Origin of the sequence: Roseateles sp. (assembly GCF_039929605.1) — a bacterium.
Classification (GTDB): Bacteria; Pseudomonadota; Gammaproteobacteria; order Burkholderiales; family Burkholderiaceae_C; genus Pelomonas.
The window spans coordinates 1-25,448 of the sequence record NZ_JBDSQX010000157.1 but is presented as its reverse complement, the minus strand read 5'-3'; the positions used below and the strand labels follow the sequence as shown (position 1 = coordinate 25,448).

Sequence of the window (25,448 nt, the reverse complement as noted above, 5' to 3'; positions counted from 1 at the left end):
GCCCCGTCCGAGTGGTACGCCCTGCTCGACTGATCTCGCTGGGCCTGCTGCTCCTCGTGATCGCCGGGACCAGTGTCGGCCTGCTGATGCGCCACGCCGGTGGCGAGATGCAGCCGCCGCTGCCGGCATCGCCACCCCATGTCGAACTGGCGTCGGTGGCTGAATTGCTGGCGCTGCGCCCTGAGGCCGAGTGGCAGCTGCGCTGGCTGCACGGCAAGGGCGCCGTGCTGGTCATCCAGTTCCCCAACCTGTGGGCCCAGGGCCGGGCCCTGAACCGCGCTGCGGCCCTGCTCGAAAAGGGCGGGGCGCGCCGCGACCAGGTGCTGACGGACGCCGGGTTGCGGGCCGCCCTGGCCGCCGCCGATGACAACGAGGCCAGCTATTTCCTGGGCCACGACTATCGCGCCGACGACCTGGCGAGGTTCTTCAACCTGGCCCAGGCCCAGCAGGTGGCGCTCAATGCCAACGAACTGCGGCTGCGCCAGCTGCTGCTGGACGCTGGCCTGCTGCACGCGGCCGCGCCCGGCCAGTTCAGCGGCCAGCCCGACCGCGCCCTGATCAGCTTCAGCGCCGAGCAGGCCGACGACCCCGCCACCCCGCAGGACGAAGGCATGGACAGCCAGCGCCGCGAGTCCGTGCTGAGGCATGAACTCAGCCACGGCCGCTACTTCACCGACGCCCGCTACCGCGACCATTGCCGGCACTTCTGGACCCGGCTGCTGTCCGAAACGGAGCGCCAGACCTGGCGCCGCTACCTTGACCAGCTGGGCTACGACCCAGCCGACGAGACCCTGATGGTCAACGAGACCCAGGCCCTGCTGATGCACACGCCCGACACCCGCGACTTCGACGCTGCGGCGCTGGGCATTGGCGCGAGCGAGCTCGAAGGCCTGCGGGCGCGGTTCAGGCAGGGGATGCCGGCGGGGGAGTGACGTTCAGGCTTGAAGAGGCCAGGTCGCGAGTCCGTTGAGAAGCGGGTCTAGGAGGCTGTCGGTGAGGTCGAAGGTCAGGTGGCGCATGGGGTGGGAGGGTAGTGGGCTTTGGCTGGCTGGTTGCTCGGGTTGGATGCTTTGGCGGATAGCAGTGCTCGCTCGGTGCATTGCCGGGAGTCCGTCCCACCAAAGAAGAGGCCCTGAACCGCACACCGGCGTCACAGCGCCAGCAGCGGCGCGCGAAAGCAACCGCTCGGTTTGCACCCAGACGCGACCCGCTGCGCTCTCGCGGCTGTCCCTATGACGAGCGCGGCTCATCGAACCTTCACGCCGCTTAACGCCGGCTGCACGCCGGGCTCATCAGGAATACCAAGTCAGCGTCGCTCGGGCGCCGCAAAGCACCTCGCGCTGGCTCATGTTGCAGAGCGCGAGGAACGAAGTGAACGCTGGGGTTCGCCGGGCTCACCCCATTAGCCTACCGAGCTTGTTCACTACATCCGACCCCTTGCGCCCCATGGGTGTGCCGCTGCAGCCGGCCGGCCGCATGCCCCGCGAGTGACAGCATTCGCCAGCAGAATCTCGATGTAAATTGCAGCACCCTGCGGAGAAATTGCCGATGAATCAAGCACTTGTCATTGATCTGACCCTCTTCAATACGCAGACACCAGCTGCATTACGCAGACTGGCGACAACACGTTAGACCCCAGCAATCATCGGCAACCTATGTTGATACTTTGGCTAGTCTCTCTCGTATTGGCGGGTGCAGCCTACTGGCGCTTTCGGCGAGCCGCCTTTGTTGCGCGACTTGGAGCCGTGGCCATTGCGCTGGTTGTACCGGTTGTGCTTACGCTAGCTGTCGCATTCGTCGGCGACGAAGCCCGCGAAGGATCGGTCGTTATCTCGCCACCCGCGACGGCCTCTCAGCCGTGAGCACGGTGAGGTCTAATCGGGTAGCCGGGAGTTTCTAGCTCCCAGCCCCCACACCACCCACCGTGCGGGTCCGCAGTGGGCGGTTCAACCAGTTGGCACGCTCGACGAAGCCGTTATGTCGAATAGCCCTGGGCCTTGCACCACAGCTCTTTGACGCTGACCAAGCCTTGCGCTTTCAACCACGCATTGGACATCGCCTGCTGCGTTACCGGGGTTCGTGCCATGTGCCAGTAGCCGTGGCTGCTGACACCGTGCTGGATGGCCGACTTCAGGCTCACGCCCAAGGCCAGCAAATGCTTGATCTTCGTGCGTACCCAGCGCCACTGTTTCCAGTAGCACATGCGCAGGCGCCGTCTGATCCAGTCGTCCAGTTCAGGTACTGGCCTGTAGTACTGGCTGATGCCAAAGTACGCCGTCCAGCCCCGCACGCATTGCCCCAGCTTCTCCAGCCGGTAATCCATGGAGACGCCCCAACTGCGCCCTGTGAGTTCCTTGACCCGGTGCTTGAAGTTCGCCAGCGCCTTGTCGGTCCAGCGGATTTTCTTGCCCTTGATCGTGAAGCCCAGGAAGGCGCAGTCGCTCATCGGCGCGGCCTTGCTTTTGGCAGGGTTGACCTTGAGTCTGAGGGTGTGTTCCAGATACCGCGTGATGTTGCGCATCGCCCGCTCGGCGGCACGCTGGCTTTTAACCAGGATGACCAAGTCATCCGCGTATCGCGCAAACCGGTGGCCCCGCCGTTGCAACTCTCGATCGAGTTGGTCCAGCAGGATGTTGGCCAGCAGTGGCGACAAAGGCCCGCCTTGAGGCGTGCCCACGTCGCTGGGTTCGATGTGCTCACCGACCAGCACCCCGGCGCGCAGGTAGCGCCCGATCAGAGCCAGCAGCCGTTTGTCGGCGATGGTTCGCCCGAGCAGGTTCATCAACACGTCGTGATTGACGGTGTCGATGAACTTGGCCAAGTCGATGTCCACCGCGATACGGCAGCCGTCACCCACGAATGCCTGCACCTGCCGAATGGCCTGGTGTGCGTTGCGGCCCGGTCGAAAGCCGAAGCTCGAATCCGAGAACGTCGGATCGAAGATCGGCGTGAGCACCTGGGCAATCGCTTGCTGGACCACGCGGTCGGTGACCGTGGGAATTCCCAGCAAGCGTTTGCCGCCGTCGGGCTTGGGTATCTCGACCCTTCGCACCGCCTGCGGCATGTAGCGCCCTTGTTTGATCTGCTCTCGCAGCGCCGGCCAGTGTGCGCGTGCAAGGGCGGGCCAGTCCTCGATGGTCACGCCGTCAATGCCCGGCGCCCCCTTGTTGGACTTGACCCGTTTCCAAGCGCGCGCCAGGTTGTCGCTGGCCAGTACCTCGTCGAGCATGTCTTGCTTTGCTTCGTCTTGTTTCAAGGCTCGGTGCGCGCCGACCGCCGTCGCATCTCCCCCGGACGGGGTCATTGATGCATTCGAGGCCGGCTGCGTCTGCTCCTTGCGTCTCGTTGTTCAGCCCTTCAGTCGCCCGACTCCTGGCGGCCTACTACGGCGTTTGCTGACTTCTGCGCCGTCACGGCGCGCGTTGCCGCGCGTCGCGCTGTGCGCCTGGATGGGGGTGCTGCCGTTTCATCGCATGCAGCGGGCAGCTCGCCGCAGCGCCGGGTTCTTGATGTCCCGGTTGAACCGTCCGGGTAATGCCGCCATCCACACGCACCGCTCGCGGCGCAGATCTCCCCAGGTAATGACGCGAACTGTCGGTGCACAAGCGCCGCATTTACCGTAGGCTGCGCACCGGTGGGCTTTGCTGTCATGTGCCAGCTCGCCTCGCATCCCTCGGCCTTGACTATGCGGTTTCTGTCCGTCGCCTCGCACCTCTTGCACTCCGGCTTCCTCCAGACCATGCCTTGCGACATCGCCCTTGCCTTCGGCTCGTGGTTATCCTTGCTCACGATGAGTCCAAGTCGGTACTCCCACAGGGGACTTCCACCCCATAAGTTCGCGCCCATGCTGGGCGCACACCCATCCGTCAAGCGGATATTCGCCAGCTCCGCTGGCTGTCCGCTTACCGTAAACGTTGGGCGTCTTATATGACATTGATCGGAGAATCCAGTGACAGCATCTGAGCGAATCGCCAACATAGCCAAGCAGCTCGAAAACGGCGAGTCAATTCAACCGGTCACGGTGCGTGAATTCCTTTCTTGGTTTGGCGCGCAGCGTCGCGGCTTCTGGATCGTTGCCGAGATTCACCACGAGCTTGAGAAGCACAAGCTGACGACCGCACCAGACTTCGAATCCCAATACATCGACTCGCCGATTTCTCTCGCGCTCATTCCCGCCAAAAAGAAGGGTAAGCCGGCGCCGGAGACGAAGGCTGTCGAACTCGCCGCCTCGGGTGAAGCATCATCTGACGGAGTCGCCACACTCACAGTGGCAGTGCCTTATGCAGATCCAACATACAGGATCAGCAAGCTCGCGGCAGCGAACAACTCGCCGCTCACAGTCGCTCCAGACGCGTCGCTGTCCGAGGCTGCAACAAAGATGCTCACCCACGGCTACTCGCAATTGCCAGTGATGAACGGCCGCGATGTCAAGGGAGTTGTCAGCTGGGCGTCCATAGGAACGAGACTGGCGCTGGGAAGCAAGGGTTCACGAGTTCGAGAACTGATGGACCAAGCGCACGAGATCAGAGCTGACGCGTCGATGTTTCAGGCGATACCAATCATCGTTCAGCATCAATACGTTCTGGTCCGAGCAGCGGACAACAGGATATCTGGGATCGTTACGTCGAGCGACTTGAGTCTGCAGTTTCAGCTGCTCGCCGAGCCGTTCCTTATGCTTAGTGAAATCGAGAATCACATTCGCCGCCTCATTGGCAGCAAGTTCTCGCAGCCCGAACTCGTACAGGCACGCGACCCTGGGGCAACAGACCGAACAGTCAATCGCGTGGAGGACCTCGCATTCGGCGAGTACCTCCGACTTCTGGAGAATCCAGAGCGATGGACCAAACTTGGCCTTGCAATCGATCGCGCCACCTTCTGCAAGCAACTAGACCGCGTGCGCGAAATCCGAAACGAGGTCATGCACTTTGATCCGGATGGAGCTTCGCCCGCCGACAGAGAAACGCTGCGGGAATTCGCGCAGTTCCTCCAGAAGTTGCATAGCATTGGCGTCTCTTAGTATCTCGCCGCGAAGCGCGGCTCACATGCTCCCCATGGAGACGCCCAATCAGGTAGCCTGAGGTATTTAGTCCCCTGTACCCACACCACCCACCATGCGGGTTCGCAGTGGGCGGTTCAACCAGTTGGCACGCTCGACGAAGCCGTTATGTCGAATAGCCCTGGGCCTAGCACCGCTAGCTCTTTGACGCTGACTAAGCCTTGCGCTTTCAGCAACGTGTTGGACATCGCCTGTTGCGATCCCTCCACTCAACCACTGAATTCGCGAATCCCGCACGCGTCGCCCGAGCGACGCTGACTTCGCATTCCTGATGAGCCCGGCGTGCAGCCGGCGTTAAGCGGCGTGAAGGGGCGATGGATGGGGCTCGTCATAGGGACAGCAGCGAGAGCGAAGCGGGTCGCGTCTGGGCGCAAAGACAGCGGCCGTTTTCGCGCGCCGCTCATGGCGTCGTGACGCTCGTGTGCGGTTCAGGGCCTCTTCTTTGGTGCTTTCTTCTGGCCCCGCAGAAGAAAGTTACCCGGCTGCCGGGACGGACTCCCGGCAATGCAGCGAGCGGACACGCTCTCCGCAATAACAGCCCGACAACGATTCAGGACTTGCGCGCCGCCACAGCAGGCAACGCCCTCAACACCCTCGCCAACGGCGTCACCGCCCCCTCCATCCCCGCCCCCTTCGCCACTGCCACCGCCCGCAACGCAGCCAGCCTCTCCACCGTATCCGGATGGCTCCGCAACCAAGCCGTCCCGGCCGGCGCATCGTCCGCCTGCGGCAGCGCGGTGAACAGCGTCACCAACCCGCCGCCATGACCGTAAAGGGCGAGGCTGGCGGCCAGGGCCTCGGCGTCGGCCTGGCGTTCGGCGTCGCGCGAGTAGCCCAGCAGCGCCAACTGGGCCGCACCGCTCAGCAGGCTCTGCGCGGTCTGCGCGCCGCTTTCGGGCAGCACCACCGAGAGCACCAGCGCCACCGCCAGCCCGTGCCCCATGTTGGCGGCCACATGCCGGTGCTTGACGTGGGCGATCTCGTGGGCGAGTAGCGCGGCCAGCGCTTGCTCGCTGTCGAGCTTGCGCAGCAGGCCGTGGAACACGTGGATGCGGCCGCCCACCGTCGCATAGGCATTGACCAGCTCCGAGGGGTCGTCGCTGACCACCACCCTCATGCCGGGCGGCAGCGCCATCACGGCCGCCACCCGGTCGGCCAGTGCCTGCAGCGCGGCCCGGCGCTCGCGGGCAGCGGCCGCCACCGCAGAGGTGGCAGCGGTCGGTTCATCGTTGAACACACGTTCGGCCAACGCCACTTCGTACTCGAAGGGCAGCCTGGGTGCGAGCCAGCGGGCCGACAGGCCCGTCACCAGCACCAGCAAGGCCAGCGCCGCGAGGCTGGCGGCCAGCAGCCAGGCCAGCTCGCGCAGCGGGTGATCGTCACGCTCCAGCAGGTCTTCCGGCGGGAGCCGGTTTTCCAGGCGCGGTGCGGTCATGCGGCTCGCGGCGAGGCAGCGATCAAAGCGCCGGCTTGGCGGGCATCACATCAGGCGCGGCCTGGCGCTGGACCTCAATCAACGCCGTGCCGAACGCCATGATCTCCACCGAAGGCGTGGCCGACCCCGCGATGGTGGTGCTTTGGAAGCGCACGCCGATCACCAAGGTGCTGCCTGCCGCCTCCGCCTGTGCCTTCAGGCGCAGCAGCGCCTCGCGGCGCGCCCGTTCCAGCAGCGTCTCGTAGCCGCGAAAGCGCCCGCCGAAGAACGAGCGGAAGCCGGCCACAAAGGTCTTGAAATAGTCCGACGAGATGACCACGCCACCCGCCACCAATTGCGCCGAGCCGGCCACCACGCCCTCGGGCACGTAGCGCGTATTCAGCGCGACGATGTGGCGCAGCGCCTGCTCGCGCTCGCGGATGCTGCGGTAGTGGCGGCGCTCCAGCCAGCGGCCGACGCCGTAGCCCAGGATCAGCAGGCCCAGCGGTAGCCACAGGTTGAAGGTTTCGAACAAGAAGTTCGTCATGGTGATGAACGCGCGGCTGGCGTCAGGCGGGCTCAGGCTCGACCGTCACCGCCGAGCCGTAGGCCAAAATTTCGGCCGCGCCCATGGTGATGCTGGTGGTGACGAAGCGCACGTTCAGCACCGCATTGGCGCCCACCGCGCGGGCCTCGGCCGTCATGCGCTCCACTGCCTCGGCACGCGCCTCCTGCATCAGGTCCGTGTACGCCTTGAGCTCGCCGCCGACGATGTTCTTCAACCCGGAAAGGATGTCCTTGCCGACGTGCTTGGCGCGCACCGTGCTGCCCTGCACGATGCCCATGTGGGCGGTGATGCGGTGGCCGGGGGCGGTTTCGAGGTTGCTGACGAGCATGGCGGTGGGCTCCCTGGTGTCATTTGAGGCCGTGATGATGCACGACGCTGCGCCCGGCCAAGCCCGTGAATTTCACCGCGCCAACGCTGAGTTCGGGGGCCTGCCCGGCCCACCGAATGCGCGGGCTTTTCGGGCGCCGTCAGGCCGCGCGCAGCGCTTCCAAATGCCCCAAGGTGGCGAGCATCAGGTCGTCCACCAGGTTGAGCACCCGCCTGCGCTCAGCGGCAGCAGCCGTAGCCTCGCCGGCGCGCTGGGCGCCCAGCAGCAAATGAAACGGCAGCCCCAGCGATGCGCCAGCCATGGGGCCGCGCGCGCCGTCCGCCAAGCCGCTTTGGGGCGTGCAGGGGCGCGGCGTCAGGTCGACCATCGTGCCGACCATGCGGGTGGCGCGCCCGTCGGCGGCCTTTTCGATGACACGCCCCCGGGAGAGCATGACGCGATAGCCCGAGCCGTTGCTGCGCAGGCGGAACGTGGCTTCGTAGGTGGATTCGGTGCCGGACAGGTGTTCGCGCATCGCCGTCAGCATGCCTGGCAGGTCGCCGGGATGCACCCGGCAGCGCCAGAAGTGCGTGCTGTCGGCACGGTGAGGCTCCGGGAAGCCCAGCCGCAGTTTCCACTGCGGCGAGTAATGGACCGTCTCCAGCTCGGGGCGAAGATCCCAAAGCCCTAGCTCACCCGCGTCGACGGCTTCTTGCAAGCGCAGCGCGGGTGTTTGTGCCTTCGTGTCCATGCACGGAATTGTGGCGGTCTCGCCCGCTGCAAGGCCGCAACACAGCCACGCGCCAGAACGGCCCGGTGCACTTAGCCACGGATCGCGCGTCTGTGGGCCCGTAGATCAGGGTTTGCAAGCCGCCGAAGGATTCGCCTTCGGGCCCGACTTCGTCTGCGGGATGTACGGAATCGTCCCGTCCGGCCGATACGAAAATTCCTCGATCGCCACCGACCGCCGGTACTCACTGCCGCCCGGCAGCTCGGCGTTGTGATACGCCACGTAGCTCTTGCCGTTGAACTCGAAGAAGGCCTGGTGGATGGTCTTGGTGTTGAAGTTCTTGCCCATGACGACGCCACGCGGCGTCCACGGGCCGGTGGGGCCCGGGCCGGTCATGTAGGCCGTCTCTTCGGGGAAGCCCTGCGAGTAGCTGAGGTAGTACACGCCCTTTCGCTTGTGCAGGTAGGAGGCCTCGACGAAGTCCTTCACCGGCACGGCCGTGATCGGGCCGTCCAGCTCGGTCATGTTGGCCTTGAGCTTGGCGTACTTCATGACCGTGTTGCCCCAGTACAGATACGCCTGGCCGTCGCTGTCGATGAAGACGGCCGGGTCGAGGTCGTCCCAGCCGACGTCGGTCTGCTGGGTCATGTCGTTGGTGATGAGGGCGGAGCCGCGCGCATCCTTGAACGGGCCGGTCGGCGAATCGGACACGGCAACGCCGATCGAGAAACCCGGCACCGTCGCGTGCTCCACCGTCGAATAGAACCAGTACTTGCCGTGGCGCTTGACCACATCCGACGCCCAGGCGCGGCCCTTGGCCCAGGCGAAGTCCTTGGCTTTGACCGGTACGCCCTCGTCCTTCCAGATCACCATGTCGCAGGTGGAGAACAGGCGCCACTCGTGCATGACGTAGTCCTTGCCCTCGGGCAGGGCCTCGTCGTGGCCGGTGAACAAATAGACGCGGCCACCGTCCACCAGCACGGCCGGGTCGGCGGTGTAGAGCTGGGCGAACAGCGGGTTGGTGGCGGCGTGGGCGGCGCCGCAGGCCACGGCGGCGGCCATCAAAATCTTCTTGAACATTTCAGCGATCCTTTCGCATGGCAGGCCCCGCGACGCGCGAGACCACGGTATTCGGGCCAAGCGCCGGGCCGCTCCCAAGCTGGCCCGCGTTGGCGATGCGCTTGCGGCTCCACGCCGCAGGCATCGCCGTCCCCACGGGACACCGGCTGGGCTCACCCGCGTTCAGCGGCGCGAGACGGGCGAGGGGCTCACATCACTTCAGGCAGTTGCTTTCTTGAGAGACAGCAGCCGCTGCACGGCGCAGAAGAGGAACAGCAGCGCGCCGATGACGATCTTTGTCCACCAGGAGCTGAGGGTGCCGTCGAAGGCGATCAGCGTCTGGATGAGGCCGAGCACGAGCACGCCCGACAGCGCGCCGGCCACATAGCCATAACCGCCCGTCAGCACGGTGCCGCCGATGACGACGGCGGCAATCGCGTCCAGCTCCACGCCCTGCGCATGCTGGCCGTAGCCGCTGAGCATGTAGAACGCGAACAGCAGGCCGGCCAGCGACGCGCAGAAGCCGCTGAGCGCGTACACCGCCACCTTGGTGCGGCCCACGCTCAGGCCCATCATCAGCGCCGAGGCTTCACTGCCACCGAGTGCGTAGACCGTGCGGCCGAAGGCGGTGCAATGCGCGATCCACAAGCCGGCGCCCAGCACCGCGACGGCGATCAGCGCACCGGGCGAGAGGAAGCCACCGAACAGCGGCACTTGCGTTTGCGACAGCGTGACGAACAGCGGCGCGTCGATGGTGATGCTGTCCACGCTGATGAGGAAGCACAGGCCACGTGCCAGGAACATGCCGGCCAGCGTGACGATGAAGGGCTGCAGCTTGAAGACGTGGATGACGCCGCCCTGCAGCGCGCCGAAGGCCGCGCCGCCGAGCAGCACAACGACGACCACCAGCTCAGCCGGCCAGTGCGCGACCTGCAGGAGCCAGGCGCCCACCATGGTGGTGAGCGCCAGCACCGAGCCCACCGACAGGTCGATGCCGCCGGAAAGGATGACGAAGCTCATGCCCACGGCGATGACGAGCAGGAAGGCGTTGTCGATGAGCAGGTTCAGCACGACCTGCGTGGATGCGAAGCCGGTGTAGCTGGCCGCGCCGAAGCCGAACAGCGCCACCATCAGGGCCACGCTGACCCAGCTTGTGAAGGAAGGAGCGGCCATCGCCGCGCGCAGCGCTTTCATGCCGACCTCCGCGCCGACCAGATGGACGACTGCGAGATGCAGACGGCGAACACGACGACGGCTTTGACGACCATGGTGACCTGCGGCGGCACGCCGAGCGCGTAGATGGTGGAGGTGAGCGTCTGGATGATGAGCGCGCCGATGAGGCTGCCGGCGAGGCTGAACTTGCCGCCGCTGAGCTGACCGCCGCCGAGGGTGACGGCGAGGATGGCGTCCAGCTCCAGCAGCAGGCCGGCGTTGTTGGCGTCGGCGCTCTTGATGTTGGACGAGATCAGCAGCCCGGCCAGGCCCGCGCCGAGGCTGCAGTAGACGTAGACGAAGAAGACGATGGCTGCCGTGCGCACGCCGGCCAGGCGCGCGGCGACGGGGTTGATGCCAACCGTCTGGATGAACAGGCCCAGCGCCGTGCGCTTCATCAGCAGCCCGGTCAGGCCCGCCACGACGGCGACGACGAACAGCGACACCGGCAGGCCGAGCAGGTAGCCGCCGCCGAGCCAGAAGAAGCTCGTCGGCTCGTAGACCGTGATGATCTGACCGTCGGTGAACAGCTGCGCCAGGCCGCGGCCGGCCACCATCAGGATCAGCGTGGCGATGATGGGCTGCAGGCCTAACGCCGACACCAGCAGGCCGTTCCACAGGCCGCACAACAGGGCCGCGCCCAGGCCTGCGGCGAAGGCGATGAACAGCCCATGTGAGCCGACCAGCACGCAGGCCACCGTGCCGGCGATGGCGACGACGGCGCCCACCGACACGTCGATGCCGCGCGTGGCGATGACGAGCGTCATGCCCAGGGCCGCGAGCATCAGGGGTGCGGCGCGGTGCAGGATGTCGATGAGGCTGCCGTAGAGGTGGCCGTCCTTGATCTCCAGGTGCAGGAAGCCCGGCACGAAGATGGCGGCGACGAGCAGCAGCAGCGCGAGCGCGGCCAGCGGCCTCAGCAGGGGATGGCGCCAGAAGGCGGCGGGCGCAGGAGGAGAGGACATGGCAAGCGTTGGAGGACTCATGGGGACTTGAACTGCAGCGCGGCGGCGTCGCCCCGGTAGACGACGGACCGGGTTTGACCGGCGCTGCCGCCGGCGGCGTCGATCAGCGTCACGTTGAAGCGGCGTTGCTCGACGAGGCCGGGGAAGCGGCCATCGCGCGCACCGACGTTCAGCGTGCGCCGGGCGTCGTCCCAGCGCAGCGTGACGGTGGCGCGCTCGCCGCGTTCATAACGGTAGGTCTCAACGTCATCCTCGTAGAGCGTGAACTGGGCGTCGGCACCGGGGTAGATGCGGATGTCGTAGGGCGCGTCGGGTTTCTCGCCGACATGCTCGATGACCGGGCCCATGGGCAGGATGCTGCCGGCGCGCACGAACAGCGGGAACTGGTCGAGCGGGTATTCGCGCGCCACCGGCTGGCCGCCTGTGTGGGGTTTGCCGGTCCAGAAGTCGAACCAGGTATTGCCGGCCGGCAGCAGCGTGGCCTGGCGCTTGTCGATGTGGCGTTGCGCGTCTGCCAGCGCGAGCAACTGGGCCGGCGTGCGCCAGGCCAGGCGCTGCTTGCGGCCGCCGCCGTCCTGGTAGAAGTCGATGCGCACGCGAAGGTTCTGGCCGGCGGTGAGCTTGATGCGGGTGCTGGTGAAGCGGGCCGCACCGTTCTTCCAGTCGTCCACCACGAGCTTGTCGTCCAGCCACAGGCGGAAGCCGTCGTCGCCTTCCAGGCCGATCTCGTACTCGCCGGTTTCCGGTGCGGTGAGCGAACCCTGCCAGCGCGCCGAGAACTGGTTCAGGCTGAGCAGGCCGGGCGGCACGCTGCCCAGCGGCGCCGGCGGCCAGTCGTGGTCGACAGACCCGTCCACCGTGCGGCTGGCGGGCTTCTCGAAGTTCATCCCCTGGAAGTACTCCAGCTGCAGCCCCGGCTCGCCCTGAGGCGTGCGCAGCGCGCTGGCCGGCACGGTGGCGGCACGCGGCACCTCGGGGTAAAGCGTGGAGCGCGTGATGGGCTGCACGAGGAAGGCCGGGCCGAACATGTAGGTGTCGTCCGCCTTGCGCAGCGGCTGCTGATCGGGGAAGTCCATGGCCAGGCCGCGCATCATCACGTAGCCCTCTTCGTGGGCGCGCCAGGCCAGGCCGTAGAGATAGGGCAGCAGGCGGTAGCGCAGTTGCGCGGCGCTCAGCAGCGAGCGGTAGACGGTTGGGTCCAGCGTCTTGTACAGATAGGGCTCGCGCTCGACGTCCGTGCCGTGGATGCGGTAGATGGGGTTGAAGATGCCGAACTGGTTCCAGCGCGCGTACAGCTCGCGCCAGGCCGGGTTGCGCTCACCGCCGGAGTAGCGTACGAAGAAGCCGCCGGTGTCCTGCGTCCAGTAGGGCGTGCCGGCCATGCCGACGTTCAGGCCGCCGGCAATCTGCGCACGCAGCGTGGCCCAGCTGGCCGTCGTGTCGCCCGACCAGGGCAGGGCGGCGTAGCGTTGCTGGCCGGCCCAGGCGGAGCGGGTCAGCGTCATGGCGCGCTTGTCGCCGCTGGCGCGCTGGCCTTCGTAGACGCCGCGCGTCGTCACCAGGCTGTAGACGTTGAGGTAGCGCGTGAAGTCGCCCATCGCGTTGCGGCCGAGGCGCTTGATGTCGGCCTCGACCTCGCCGGCATCGTGAGCGGCGCCGCCCACCTCGACCTCGGTGCCGTCCATCCACAGCGCGTCCACGCCGATGTCGAGCAGGCCCTTCTTGGCGTGCTTGAAGTAGATCGCGCGACCCTCGGCGCTGAAGGCGTCGTAGATCTGCGCCTTGCCGGAGATCCAGTGCTTGGGCGCGAAGCGCAGGCCCTTGGCGTCGAGCTCATGCGCCAGTTCGGTGTCGTCACCGACCGAGGGCCAGATGGACACCATCAGCTTGGTGTTCAGCTCGCGGTGCAGCGTGTCGACCATGCCGCGCGGGTCGGGGAAGCGCTCGGCGTTCCAGGTCATGCCGCTCCAGGTGCCGTCCTTGTCACCGCCCCAGTACTGCCAGTCCTGCACGATGGTGTCGAGCGGGAAGTGCTCCGCGCGGAAGCGCTTCGCGACGTCGAGCAACTGCTGCTGGGTCTTGTAGCGCTCCTTGCTCATGAAAAGGCCTAAGGCGCTCTTGGGGAACATCGGCGCCGCGCCGGTGAGCTGGCGGTAGCCGGCCATCACGTCGTCCATCGTCGTGCCGGCGACGAGGTAGTAGTCGGCGCCGGCCGGCGCGCTCTCGGCCCAGAAGCGCGCGCCCTGCGCGTCGTCGGTGAAGCGCATCTTGGAGTAGACGTCCCACAGCAGGCCCCAGCGGCGCGTGGAGACCATGAAGGGCAGCACGATGCCGATGTTGGTCTGCACCATGGACACGTCGCGGCCGCGGTAGTCCATGTAGGGCTCGTTGTACTGGCCCAGGCCGTAGAGCGACTCGTCGGCGGTGAGGCTGAAGGCCTGCGTCATCGCGTAGGTCGGCGCGCCGGAGATGTCGACCGGCGTCAACGCGGCGGGCGCCTGCTCGCGGGTGAACAGGCTGCCATCGGGCCGGTAGAAGGCCAGCGCGCCCGTGCGCTTGTCGATGTCCACGCGCAGGGCGGCGCTGGTCAGCACCAGCGCGTCAGCGGCGTCCTTCACGTCGAAGGGCACGGCTTGCGGCGAGGCAACGACAACCAGGCTGGCCTGAGTGGCGTGGCTCTGGCCCAGGTGGGCCGTCACGCGGACGAGGCCCGGGCCGTAGAACAGCACGTTGCGGGTGAGCGCGCCGAGCTGCAGCTGCACGCCGGCCTCCAGCCGCGTCCACGCGAAGCCGCTGTCGGCCGCCGCCAGCGGCTGGCGCAGCGTCTGGCCATGGGCGTCCAGGCCGCTGGGCGGCGCGGCGAGTGCCGTCAGGCCGACCAGCGCGAGGCCCGCCAGCGCGGCCCGCAACAGGCGCGCCGCGCTCGATCCTTGTTCAGGCTTCAGCATGATATTCAGCAGTAGTTGTGGCTGCAGGCTCGGCGGCGATGACCTCGAGCACGCTGCGTTCGTCCAGCTCGCCACGGCGGTATTCGCCGGCAGCGCGGCGGTCGCGCAGCACCAGCAGGCGGTCGCTGCAATGCAGCACTTCGGGCAGCTCGGAGGAGATGAAGAGGATGGCCATGCCGGTGCCGCCTTCTTCAGCCGGGCGATGGGCCAGCGCGCGCACCAGGTCCATCAGGTCTTCCTTGGCGCGCACGTCGATGCCGCGGGTGGGTTCGTCGAGGATGAGCACGGTGGGTTTCGTCGCCAGCCAGCGCGCGAGCAGCGCCTTCTGCTGGTTGCCGCCGCTGAGCTGGCCGATGGGCGTGTCGGCGTTGGGCGTCTTGATGCCCAGGCGCTGGATGTAGTCGTCGGCCAGGGCTTGCTGCTCGTCGTGGCTCATGACGAGGCGCAGGCCGTGGCGAGCCTGCAGCGCGAGCAGGATGTTGTCGCGCACCGAGAGGTCAAGGATGGCGCCTTCGTGCTTGCGGTCTTCCGAGCAGAAGGCGATGCCGGCGGCGATGGCTTCGCGCGGCGAGGCCCAGCGGCGCGTGCGGCCGTCCATGTCGACGTGGCCGGCGTCGGCCGCGTCGGCGCCGAACAGCAGGCGCGCAGCCTCGGTGCGGCCGGAGCCCAGCAGGCCGGCGAGGCCGACCACTTCACCGCGCTTCAACTCCAGGTCCAGCGGGTGCAGCGCGCCGCTGCGGCCCAACCCGGCGGCCCGCAGCACGGGGGCGCCGGTCTCGGCGGCGCGGCTGTCCAGGCGGGTGGGCTGCTGGTCGGGCGGCGCGCCCACCATCTTGTTGACGAGGGCCAGGCGGCTCAGGTCGGCGGCCAGGTACTCGCCCTCGGTTTCGCCGTTGCGCATGACGGTGATGCGGTCGGCGAGCGCGTAGGTCTGATCAAGGAAGTGGGTGACGAACAGGATGGCCAGGCCCTGGTCGCGCAGGCGCCTCAGCACCGTGAACAGGCGCTGCACGGCGGCGTCGTCGAGGCTCGACGTGGGCTCGTCCAGGATGAGCACGCGGGCCGAAATGCGCAGCGCGCGGGCGATGGCCACCATCTGCTGGATGGACAGCGAGTAGCGCGACAGCGGCGCGGTGACGTCGATGTCGATGTCCATCTGCGTGAGCACGCGGCGGGCTTCGGCGTTGACGGTGTCCCAGTCGATGCGGCCCCCACCCAGCCAAGGTTTGCGCGGGAAGCGCCCGGCGCAGATGTTCTCCGCCACGCTGAGGTTGGTGCAGAGGTTGACCTCTTGATAGACGGTGCGGATGCCGAGGGCCTGCGCGTCTTCGGTGCGCTTGGGCGCGATGGCGTTGCCGTCGAGCGTGATGGTGCCGGCTTCAGGCTGGTAGAGGCCGGTGAGCACCTTGATCAACGTCGACTTGCCGGCGCCGTTCTGACCCATCAGCGCATGGACTTCACCGGGGTAGAGGCGCAGGCTGACGTCAGTCAGTGCCTTGACGCCGGGGAAGGATTTGTGGATGCCGGTCAGTTCCAGCACGGGGGGGGTCGTTGTCATGTCTTTGCACCTCTGTCTTGGTGCCACGTGTGGTGCCGGGAGTTCGCCCCGGCGGGCGACTCACTTTTTGGGCCGCCAAAAAGTAAGCGAAAAGCTCCCCCCTGACCGCCCCGCCCTTCGCTTCGCTGCGGGTCCCCTGCGGTGCTCAGCCCCGAAGCCCCGCGCCGAACTCGCGTCGCTACGCACTGCTCAAACAGGCGTCGCGAGTCAGAGCTTGAGGTTCGCCGCGCGAACGGGCTTCGGGTCTTCCGCTCCTCGGCGGGGCTAAAAGGGGGCATACAAAAATACGTCGTGGCGAACGACTTTCGGGTTTGGCTGTTCGGCTGTTTCGTCACCCCCCTTTGGAGGAGCCGAGAAGCGCAGGAGCCCGGGGCGCGAGCGCAGCGAGCATCAACATCTGACTTCGCGCCGCTTGTTTGAACGCAGCGTAGCGAAGTGAGTTCGGCGCGGCCCCGGGTTCCGAGCATCGCAGGGCACCCCTCGCAGAGGGGCGACGGAACTGGGGCGACTTTTTGCCTTCTTTTTGGTCGCTCAAAAAGAAGGTCGCCCGCCGGGGCGAACTCCCGGCTGGGCCTTGCCAAAGCACCCCAGCACCGAACCACGCTCAATACTTCCGATTCGGCAATTCCTTAGCCGCCACCTCAGCCGGGAACACGCCCTCCGTCACGGTGATGCGCTTCTCGATCGGCTTCTTCGCCACCACATCCTTGGCCAGCTGCATCAACTGCGGCCCCAGCAACGGGTTGCATTCAACGGTGACGTTCAGCTTCCCAGCCTTCATCGCCTCGAACGCGCCACGCACCCCGTCGATGGAGATGATGACGATGTCGACACCCGGCTTCAGCCCGGCCTCTTCGATGGCCTGGATCGCGCCAATCGCCATGTCGTCGTTGTGCGCGTACAGCACGTCGATCTTCTTGTCGCGCTGCTTCAGGAAGGACTCCATCACTTCCTTGCCCTTGGCGCGAGTGAACTCGCCGGACTGCGAACGGATGATCTGCAGCTTGGGGTTGGTCTTGATGACTTCCTCGAAGCCCTTCTTGCGGTCGATGGCCGGGGCCGAGCCCACGGTGCCTTGCAGCTCGACGATGTTCAGCGACGCGTTCGGCGTCTTGGCAGCCCGCTCCAGCAGCCACTTCGCCGCCTTGCGGCCCTCTTCGACGAAGTCGGAGCCGATGAAGGTGACGTAGAGCGACGGGTCGGCGACCTTGACGGCGCGGTCGGTCAGGATGACGGGGATGCCGGCTGTCTTGGCTTCCTTCAGCACCGTGTCCCACCCCGACTCAACGACGGGCGAGAAGGCGATCACGTCGACCTTCTGCGCGATGTAGCTGCGGATGGCCTTGACCTGGTTTTCCTGCTTCTGCTGCGCGTCGGCGAATTTCAGCGTGATGCCGGCTTCCTTGGCCGCAGACTTGATGGACGCCGAGTTGGCGGTGCGCCACTCGCTCTCGGCGCCGACCTGGGAGAAGCCCATGGTCAGCGGTGCGGCCAGCGCGGTGAAGGCGGGCAGGGTCAGGGCTGCGGCGAGCAGCGTGCGGCGGGCAATGAGCTTCATCATTCGGTTGTCTCCGTGGGGTGGTTGGGTGTGTCTAACGCAGTAGGCGCAGGCCGTAAAGCCCGCCGGCGATGGAACCCGGCTTGGCGACGAACTTCACGTTCAACTTGCCGGCCGCAGCCCGCACCAGGTCGGCAGGCAAGGGGAAGTCGCGCGTGTAGATCTCGTCGGCAGTGTCAGGCTTGCCCAGCTCAACTTCGGCAATGAGCTGGCCGTTGACAACGACATCGAAACGGCGGCCGGCGTCGCCCTTGGCGAAGCTCAGGCGCAGCGCGCGGGCTTCGGCCTTCGGGTCGTTGAGGTCGTAGCTGAACCACTGGTGCGCATGCCGCCAGCGGCCCGCACCGGCGATGCCGTTCTCGGCGCCCTCACCCTTGAACTCGTGGTCGGACTCGGGCTGCTGCTCGCCGGGTGCGACCTGGTCGATGGTGATTGCGTCCAGTGCCAGGCGCGCTTCCTCGGCCTTGGCGAGCTCCACACGCAGCAGGCTCTGCTGGGCCGGCGTGCTGCGCGCCCAATAGACCATGTAGCGCGAATCGTGCAGGCGGAAGAAGGGGATGAGCTGCAGCTTGTCCGCATCCTTGCGACCCTGGATGAGGCCGGGCGCGGTGAAGGTCAGCGGCTGGCCGGGCACGGGCTTGAAGCGGCGAATGAAGTCCGCCTTGTCGCTCACGAACACGGGCGCCGAATCCTGCGGGCAGACCGGCCCTTGAGCGACGTGGCCCATGCGCGAGCCATCGGCGGTGAAGTTGAGCTTCTCGCCGGCCTGCGGCGTCTTGGCGGCCAGCACGATGGGGCCGTGCAGCACGGCCACGTAGTTCTTCAAACCCGGCATGGGCTCAAGCGTCGTGCGCATCGGCAGCTCGACGTCGACATGGTCGCCAGCCTTCCACTCGCGCCGCAGCTCGACGTGGCCACCAGGCTTGGCCTTGACGGCGACCGGTTTGCCGTTGAGCTTGACCTTGAGCGCGCCGGGCGCGACCCAGCCGGGGTAGCGGATCTTCAGCGCGAACTCGCCCTCCCTCTCGACGCTGTCGACCGTCAGCCGCGTGCGCGACTCGTCGGGGAAGCGCGTGCTCTGCGTCAGCTGGATGCCGCGCTCGCGCCAGTCCAGCTTGGAGGCGATGAAGAGGTTGACGTAGACGCTGTCGGCGTCGTGGGCGTAGATGAACTCGCCGTGGCGGGCGTGGCTCTCGATGCCCGAGCCGACGCAGCACCACATGGCGTCGTCCACCTTGGAGTAGACGCGGTAGTGCTGCGGCCGCATCGGCGTGAAGTAGACGAAGCCGCCCTCGCCCGGGTGCTGCGACGCGAGGATGTGGTTGTAGAGCGTGCGCTCGTAGAAGTCCGTGTAGGCGCCAATGTCCGGCGACGCCTGCGACAGCAGCGCCGTCAGCTTCAGCATGTTGTAGCTGTTGCAGGTCTCCGGGCCTTCCACCTCGTTGAGCATGGGCTTGAAGTCTTCAGCCGGGTGGAAGTGCTCCTTGACGCTGTTGCCGCCGATGGCAACGCTGCGCTTGTCCGTCACTGTCTTCCAGAAGAACTCGGCGGCGCGGCGGCCCTCGTCCTCGCCACCGATCTGGGCGATGCGGGCGAAGCCGATGACCTTGGGGATCTGCGTGTTGGCGTGCAGGCCCGTCAGCTTGTCCTGCTCGTGGGCCAGCGGCTGCAGTAACGCCTGGTGCGAGAAGCGCCGGGCCAGCGCCAGGTAGCGCAGGTCGCCAGTCATCTCGGCCACGTCGGCCAGCACCTCGTTCATGCCGCCGTGCTCGGCGCGCAGCATGTCCTGCATCTGCGCGTCGGTCAGCGGCGTCGTCAGGCGCAGTGCCCAGTCGCTCAAGCGGATCAGCATGGCCTTGGCGTCGGCATTGCCAGCGTGCACCGCTGCGTCGCGCAGGCCGGCGAACAGCTTGTGAATGTTGTACCAAGGCACCCAGCGGCCATTGACGGAGAAGCTGTCGACCTTGAGCTCGCCCCTGCCCACTTCAGCCCAGGCCTTGGCGCCGTCGGGGATGCCGCCGATGTAGCCCGTGCCGATGGCGTCCTGGCAGCGCTTGAGCTCAGCAATGAAATCGTCGAGCCGCTTCTTCACTTCCGGGTCGCCGGTGGACGCCCACATCAGCGCCAGCGCCGACACGTAGTGGCCGCCCATGTGGCCGTCCAGCCCGCTGGACTCCCAGTTGCCGTAGCTCGGCGTGGGTACCGGTAGGCCGGCCTCGCGGCGGAAGGGCGCGAGCAGGCGCTCGGGGTCCAGCGCCATCAGGTAGTGGAGGTCGGTGTCCTGAGCTTCCAGGAAAGGGCCGTCGAGCAGGCGGACGTTGCTGAGCGGGAACATCTGTGTCGCCGCAAGCGCGCCGTGCGAGCATAGAAATGCAACCACAGAGGCACAGAGCCACAGAGAGATTCCTCTGCGTTTCCTCTGTGTCTCTGTGTCTGTGTGCTTGCCTTTGGGTTTCATGTCATGCCTCGGTCGTGATGGCCCACAGCGCCACGCCGCTGGACGACAGCGCGCTGAAGCTCGCGACGACCGTCCGGCGCGAGCGAGCGGGCGACGCGCACGTTGTAGCCGCCGTTCGCGGCCAGGTCGCCCTACGACGTGAACAGGTAGTCGTACTTGCTCGTCGGGCTGTAGAGGATGTAGGCGCCCTCGATCTCGGCATGGTTGCCGCCGAGCAGGTGTTTGCCGTAGCCCTGACCGGCTGGACCAGATACAGGCAGGCCCGTCGCCGAATCCATTGCCAGGATGAAGATGCCGCCGGAGTAGGAGCCGTAGACCATCCACAGCTTGCCGGTCGCGTCCTTGAAAACCTGGGGTCGACGGCGTTGGGATGCTTGGTCCAGTTCATCAGGTCCGTCGTCTTGGCGGCGGCGAGGTGGGAGCCGAAGACGTAGTAGGTGCTGCCGTCCTTGATGACAGACGGGTCATGGACCGACGCATTGCCGAAGGTCAGCGCCGTCTGGACAGGGTTGGGATTGGTCGACGTGGGGACGGGCTCCGCAGGCGTGATGGTGCCCGCGCCACCGCCGCCACCGCAGGCGGTCAGCGCGAAGACGGCAGAGCCCGCAAGGAAGCTGCGTCGGTTCTGGAAGCCCATGGTGTGTTTGTCTCCGGGTCTGACGGTTGTGGCGGGCGCAGCCTATGAGGCTCGGCGGCCGCGCACCAATGACATTGCAGACGCGGTTGATGCTGGTTTGGGTATGGCGCGTGCGGGCCACGAACACAGCGCAAAGCCTGGGCAAGCAGCATGGCAGCAGGCCCTGGTTTGCGGTTCAGGAAGAGGCGCTTGGCCGCACGGGGCAATCAGCCCTCGACGGCGACGACCACGACGGACTTGGCCGGCAGCTTCAACGTCAGCTTGCCGTTGGCAGCCTTGGCTTCGAAGTCGACGGGCGTGACCTGGGCCGGCTTGCCCAGCTCGTTCTGCGAATCCATCGCGCCGGCGGTCAGCAGCTTGCCCTTGACGGCCTTGGGCGCTGCTGAGCCGACCTGCAGCGTCAGCTCGGCCGGCTGGTTCGCATCGGAGTTGACCAGGGCGACGTAGAGCTTGCCGTCCTTGCCACGCGCGGCGGTGGCGGACAGGCCCGGCATCTCCTTGGCGCCGACCTTGTAGACCGGGTTGTTCTCGATCTTGGCGGGCAGCGAGGTCGCGTCCTGGAAGGGCGTGTACATCGCGAAGGCGTGGTACGTCGGCGTCAGCACCAGCTTGTCCTTGCTGGTCTGGATCATGGCCTGCAGCACGTTGACCATCTGCGCGATGTTGGTCATGTGCACGCGATCGGCGTGGGCGTGGAAGACGTTGAAGTGCAGGGCCGCCAGCAGCGCGTCGCGCAACGTGTTGCGCTGGACCAGGAAGCCGGGGTTGCTGCCCGGATCGGGGTCATACCAGCTGCCCCACTCGTCGAAGTAGAAGCCGATCTTCTTGGACGGGTCGTTCTTGTCGAGGACGGCCGTGTTCTTCGTGATCATCTCGTCGATCTGCTGGACGTTGGCCAGTGTCGAGATCCATTCGCTCTCGGGGAAGCCGATGGCCGCGCCCTTTTTCTCCCAGACGCCGGTGGGCAGCGTGTAGGAGTGGTGCGAGATGGCGTTGACGCTGTGCACGCCCTTGCTGAGCGCCTCGGTCCACTCCGTCTGCATGCCGTTGCCGCCGCTGGCGATGAAGATCGGGCGGTTGTTCCCCGGCGTCTTCAGGAAGGTGGCGACCTGGCGGTACTGGTCGGCGTAGTACTCGGGGCGCATGTTGCCGCCGCAGCCCCAAGCCTCGTTGCCGACGGCGAAGTAGTGCACGCGGAAGGGCTTGTCGCGGCCGTTCTTGCGGCGCAGCTCGGTCAGTGTGGACTTGCCCTCGCCGGTCATGTACTCCAGCCACTCGGACATTTCCTGCGCGCTGCCAGTACCGAGGTTGCCGTTCACATAGGCCTCGGCACCGAGCTGCTCGACGAGGTCGAAGAACTCGTGCGTGCCGACGGCATTGTCCTCAGGCACGCCGCCCCAATTGGTGTTGATCTTGGTGGGGCGCTTGTCGCGCGTGCCGATGCCATCGCGCCAGTGGTATTCGTCGGCGAAGCAGCCGCCGGGCCAGCGCACCAGCGGCACCTTCAGCTCCTTCAGCGCCGCGACGACGTCCTTGCGCCAGCCGCGCACGTTGGGGATCTTGGACTGGGGGCCGACCCACATGCCTTCGTAGATGCCGGTGCCGAGATGCTCGGCAAACTGGCCATAGATGTTGCGGTGAATGACCGGGCCCGGCTGGTCCGGGTTGACGACCAGCTTGATGTCGGCGGCCAGGGCGCTTGCGCCCAAGGCGAGCGCTGCCACAAGGGCCAGCAGTTGCTTCTTCATGTCGTTTGTCTCCTTCGTTGTTCTGTTCGGGCCGATGCGTGTCAGTTGCGGGTCAAAGCGCCATCACGGCGGCGCCACACGCCGCGCTCGTTCGGTTCGCGCAGCACCGCCGGCAGCAGCGCGCGCGGCAGGTTCTGGTAGCAGACGGGGCGCAGGAAGCGCTGGATGGCGGCTGTGCCGACGGAGCTGCTACGGCCGTCGCTCGTCGCCGGGAAGGGGCCGCCGTGGACCATGGCCGTCGACACCTCGACGCCGGTGGGGTAGCCATTGGCCAGGATGCGGCCGACCTTGCGCTCCAGCGCCGGCAGCAGCGTGCGGGCGGCGGCGATGTCGGCCTCGTCGTCTTCCTGCAGTTGCAGCGTGGCGGTGAGCTGGCCTTCCAGGCCCTCGATGACGGCGAGCAGTTCGGCGAGGTCGGTGCAGGCGATCAGCAGCGACGCCGGGCCGAAGATTTCGGACTGCATCGCGTGGTTGGCCAGGAAGGCGGCGCCGGTGGTCTTGAACAGGCTCGGCGCGCCCTGGCAGCCGCTCGACTCGCCGCGCAGCAGCGTGGCGACTTCGGGCTGGCCGGCGAGCTGGTCTTCACCGCGCTGGTAGGCACCGGCGATGCCGGGGGTCAGCATCGTGGCGGCCGGCACGGGCTTGAGGGCCTCGGCAGCGGCGCTGGCGAAACGGTCGAAGTCATCGCCCGCGATGCCCAGCACCAGGCCGGGGTTGGTGCAGAACTGGCCGACGCCCATGACGAGCGAGCCGGCAAAGCCGGTGGCGATGTCGGCGCCACGCGCGGTGAGCGCGCCGGGCAGCAAGACGACGGGGTTGATGCTGCTCATCTCGGCATAGACCGGAATGGGCTGCGGGCGGGAAGCCGCAGCGGCCATCAGCGCCGTGCCGCCGCTGCGCGAGCCGGTGAAGCCGACGGCCTGGATGGCCGGGTGGCGCACCAGCGTGTCACCGATGCCGTGGCCGCTGCCGGTCAGCAGCGCGAACACGCCGGCCGGCAGCTTGGACAGCTTGACGGCCTCGACGACCGCGCGGCCGACGAGCTCCGACGTGCCGGGGTGGGCCGAGTGCGCCTTGACGACGACGGGGCAGCCGGCGGCCAGCGCCGCAGCGGTGTCGCCACCGGCGACCGAGAAAGCCAGCGGGAAGTTGCTGGCGCCGAACACGGCGACGGGGCCGACGCCGACGAAGCGCAGGCGCAGGTCGGGCCGGGGCGGCGTGCGCGTGGGCAGCGCGGTGTCGATGCGGGCGTCCTGCCAGCTGCCTTCGCGCAGCAGCTCGGCGAACAGCTTGAGCTGATTCATCGTGCGGCCACGCTCGCCTTCGAGGCGCGCGCGCGGCAGGCCGGTTTCGGCCATCGCGCGCAGGATCAAGTCGTCGCCCAGCGCAAGGATCTGCGCGGCGATCTGCTCCAGGAAGTCGGCGCGATCCTGGTCGCTGGTGGCGCGGTAGGCGTCGAAGGCGGCGCCGGCCAGGGCGCAGGCTTCGGAGACCTGTGCCACATCAACGGCGTTGAAGTCGGGGCCGAGGGGTTCGTTCTTGCTCGGGTCGAACGCCTGGAAGGGCTTGCCGGCGCCGCGCACCGGCTGGCCGTTGATCAAGGCCAGGCCTTGGAGGGTGTTGCTCATGAAAACCTCGGAATTAGTGTGAGTGGCGCGGCACGGCCGAGCCGCGCTTGCCGAGCAGGAAGTCGAAGTCGCAGCCTTCGTCGGCCTGCAGCACGTGTTGAACGTAGAGCTGGCGGTAGCCGCTGGCGTCTTGCGGGTCCACGGTCTGGGCCGCAGCCCAGGCGGCCAGGCGCTCGGCCAGTTCGGCGTCGGAGATGTCCAGGTGCAGGCGGCCGGCGGCGCAGTCCAGCTCGATGAAGTCGCCTTCCTGCACGACCGCGAGCGGGCCACCGGCGCGCGCCTCAGGCGCCACGTGCAGCACGACGGTGCCATAGGCGGTGCCGCTCATGCGGGCGTCGGAGATGCGCACCATGTCCTTCACGCCGGCCGCGAGCAGCTTGGGCGGCAGGCCCATGTTGCCGACCTCGGCCATGCCGGGGTAGCCCTTGGGGCCGCAGTTCTTCATGACGAGGATGGAGGTCGCGTCCACGACCAGGTCGGGGTCGACGATGCGGGCCTTGTAGTCCTCGAAGTGCTCGAAGACGACGGCGCGGCCGCGGTGCTTCATCAGCTCCGGCGTGGCGGCCGAGGGCTTGAGCACGGCGCCGCGCGGCGCCAGGTTGCCGCGCAGGATGCAGATGCCGCCGTCGGCGATCAGCGGGTTGTCCAGCTGGCGGATCACTTCGTCGTCGTAGATGGGCGCGTCGACGACGTTCTCCCACAGCGTCTTGCCGTTGACGGTCAGCGCGTCCTTGTGCGGCAGCAGGCCACCCTCACCGAGGCGGCGCAGCACGGCGGGCAGGCCACCGGCGTAATAGAACTCTTCCATCAGGAAGCGGCCCGAGGGCAGCAGGTCCACCACGGTGGGCGTGCCGCGGCCGATGCGGGTCCAGTCTTCCAGCTCCAGGTCCACGCCGATGCGGCCGGCGATGGCCTTCAGGTGGATGACGGCGTTGGTGGAGCCGCCAATGGCCGCGTTGACACGGATGGCGTTCTCGAAGGCTTCTTTGGTGAGCACCTTGGACAGCGTCAGCTCTTCCCACACCATCTCGACGATGCGCATGCCGGACAGATGGGCCAACACATAACGGCGTGCATCCACGGCAGGAATGGCGGCGTTGTGCGGCAGGGACGTGCCGAGCGCTTCGGCCATGCAAGCCATCGTACTGGCCGTGCCCATGGTGTTGCAGGTGCCGGCCGAACGCGAGTGGCCGGCCTCGGCGGCCATGAAGTCGTGCATGCTGAGCTCGCCGGCCTTGACCTGCTCGTGCAGCTGCCACACGGCCGTGCCCGAGCCGATGTTCTTGCCCTTGAGCTTGCCGTTGAGCATCGGCCCGCCGGTGACGACGATGGCCGGCACGTCGACGCTGGCCGCGCCCATCAAGAGAGCCGGCGTGGTCTTGTCGCAACCCACCAGCAGCACGACGGCGTCCATCGGATTGCCGCGGATGCTTTCCTCGACGTCCATGCTGGCGAGGTTGCGCGTCAGCATGGCGGTGGGGCGCAGGTTGGACTCGCCGCTGGAGAACACCGGGAACTCGACCGGCCAGCCACCCGCTTCGATGATGCCGCGCTTGACGTGCTCGGCCAGCTTGCGGAAGTGGGCGTTGCAGGGCGTCAGCT

At 67.1% G+C, this 25,448-nt stretch carries 18 protein-coding genes; 2 read left to right on the top strand and 16 right to left on the bottom strand.

What is annotated here, in order from left to right:
• Positions 1 to 11: 11 nt before the first annotated feature.
• Entirely contained in the window at positions 12 to 932 is a 921-nt protein-coding gene (locus ABIS05_RS21725; RefSeq protein WP_348063332.1) for a hypothetical protein, read from the top strand.
• Positions 933 to 1,975: 1,043 nt separating this feature from the next.
• On the opposite strand, the gene ltrA is transcribed toward ABIS05_RS21725, so the two are convergent.
• On the bottom strand, positions 1,976 to 3,256 hold the full coding sequence (gene ltrA / locus ABIS05_RS21720) for a group II intron reverse transcriptase/maturase (RefSeq protein ID WP_348013667.1): 1,281 nt from the start codon (positions 3,254 to 3,256) through the stop codon (positions 1,976 to 1,978).
• 693 nt (positions 3,257 to 3,949) lie between these two features.
• Here ltrA and ABIS05_RS21715 point away from each other — a divergent pair.
• Complete coding sequence (locus ABIS05_RS21715; RefSeq protein WP_348013666.1) at positions 3,950 to 5,017, top strand: CBS domain-containing protein; 1,068 nt, start codon at positions 3,950 to 3,952, stop codon at positions 5,015 to 5,017.
• Between the two features lie 589 nt (positions 5,018 to 5,606).
• On the opposite strand, the gene ABIS05_RS21710 is transcribed toward ABIS05_RS21715, so the two are convergent.
• The 15 genes from ABIS05_RS21710 to ABIS05_RS21640 all read right to left on the bottom strand — a co-directional run.
• The gene (locus tag ABIS05_RS21710; protein WP_348013665.1) at positions 5,607 to 6,491 is read right to left on the bottom strand and encodes a M48 family metallopeptidase; all 885 of its coding nucleotides are present in this window, start codon (positions 6,489 to 6,491) and stop codon (positions 5,607 to 5,609) included.
• Between the two features lie 22 nt (positions 6,492 to 6,513).
• On the bottom strand, positions 6,514 to 7,017 hold the full coding sequence (locus ABIS05_RS21705) for a heavy metal-binding domain-containing protein (protein WP_348013664.1): 504 nt from the start codon (positions 7,015 to 7,017) through the stop codon (positions 6,514 to 6,516).
• A 22-nt stretch (positions 7,018 to 7,039) separates the two neighbouring features.
• Positions 7,040 to 7,366 (bottom strand): YbjQ family protein, encoded by a 327-nt coding sequence (locus tag ABIS05_RS21700; protein ID WP_348013663.1) that lies wholly within the window; start codon positions 7,364 to 7,366, stop codon positions 7,040 to 7,042.
• A 139-nt stretch (positions 7,367 to 7,505) separates the two neighbouring features.
• On the bottom strand, positions 7,506 to 8,096 hold the full coding sequence (locus tag ABIS05_RS21695; RefSeq protein WP_348013662.1) for a PAS domain-containing protein: 591 nt from the start codon (positions 8,094 to 8,096) through the stop codon (positions 7,506 to 7,508).
• A 105-nt stretch (positions 8,097 to 8,201) separates the two neighbouring features.
• A complete protein-coding gene (locus tag ABIS05_RS21690; RefSeq protein ID WP_348013661.1) occupies positions 8,202 to 9,155 on the bottom strand; it encodes a glycoside hydrolase family 43 protein in 954 nt (317 codons plus the stop codon).
• A gap of 198 nt (positions 9,156 to 9,353) precedes the next feature.
• Positions 9,354 to 10,328, bottom strand: a complete 975-nt coding sequence (yjfF, locus tag ABIS05_RS21685; protein ID WP_348013660.1) for a galactofuranose ABC transporter, permease protein YjfF — start codon at positions 10,326 to 10,328, stop codon at positions 9,354 to 9,356.
• Complete coding sequence (locus ABIS05_RS21680; RefSeq protein ID WP_348013659.1) at positions 10,325 to 11,311, bottom strand: ABC transporter permease; 987 nt, start codon at positions 11,309 to 11,311, stop codon at positions 10,325 to 10,327. Before ABIS05_RS21680 ends, yjfF begins: the two co-directional genes overlap by 4 nt.
• Positions 11,312 to 11,328: 17 nt before the next feature.
• The gene (locus ABIS05_RS21675; protein WP_348013658.1) at positions 11,329 to 14,259 is read right to left on the bottom strand and encodes a TIM-barrel domain-containing protein; all 2,931 of its coding nucleotides are present in this window, start codon (positions 14,257 to 14,259) and stop codon (positions 11,329 to 11,331) included.
• Positions 14,246 to 15,817, bottom strand: a complete 1,572-nt coding sequence (locus ABIS05_RS21670; protein ID WP_348013657.1) for a sugar ABC transporter ATP-binding protein — start codon at positions 15,815 to 15,817, stop codon at positions 14,246 to 14,248. Before ABIS05_RS21670 ends, ABIS05_RS21675 begins: the two co-directional genes overlap by 14 nt.
• A 604-nt stretch (positions 15,818 to 16,421) precedes the next feature.
• Complete coding sequence (locus ABIS05_RS21665; RefSeq protein ID WP_348013682.1) at positions 16,422 to 17,375, bottom strand: ABC transporter substrate-binding protein; 954 nt, start codon at positions 17,373 to 17,375, stop codon at positions 16,422 to 16,424.
• Positions 17,376 to 17,409: 34 nt separating this feature from the next.
• The gene (locus tag ABIS05_RS21660) at positions 17,410 to 19,710 is read right to left on the bottom strand and encodes a glycoside hydrolase family 127 protein (RefSeq protein ID WP_348013656.1); all 2,301 of its coding nucleotides are present in this window, start codon (positions 19,708 to 19,710) and stop codon (positions 17,410 to 17,412) included.
• Positions 19,711 to 19,964: 254 nt separating this feature from the next.
• Positions 19,965 to 20,153, bottom strand: a complete 189-nt coding sequence (locus ABIS05_RS21655; protein WP_348013655.1) for a hypothetical protein — start codon at positions 20,151 to 20,153, stop codon at positions 19,965 to 19,967.
• Between the two features lie 523 nt (positions 20,154 to 20,676).
• A complete protein-coding gene (locus ABIS05_RS21650) occupies positions 20,677 to 22,218 on the bottom strand; it encodes an alpha-L-arabinofuranosidase C-terminal domain-containing protein (protein WP_348013654.1) in 1,542 nt (513 codons plus the stop codon).
• Between the two features lie 41 nt (positions 22,219 to 22,259).
• Positions 22,260 to 23,846, bottom strand: a complete 1,587-nt coding sequence (locus ABIS05_RS21645) for an aldehyde dehydrogenase (NADP(+)) (RefSeq protein ID WP_348013653.1) — start codon at positions 23,844 to 23,846, stop codon at positions 22,260 to 22,262.
• A 13-nt stretch (positions 23,847 to 23,859) separates the two neighbouring features.
• The coding region (locus ABIS05_RS21640) for an IlvD/Edd family dehydratase (protein WP_348013652.1) at positions 23,860 to 25,448 on the bottom strand (1,589 nt) is incomplete at its 5' end.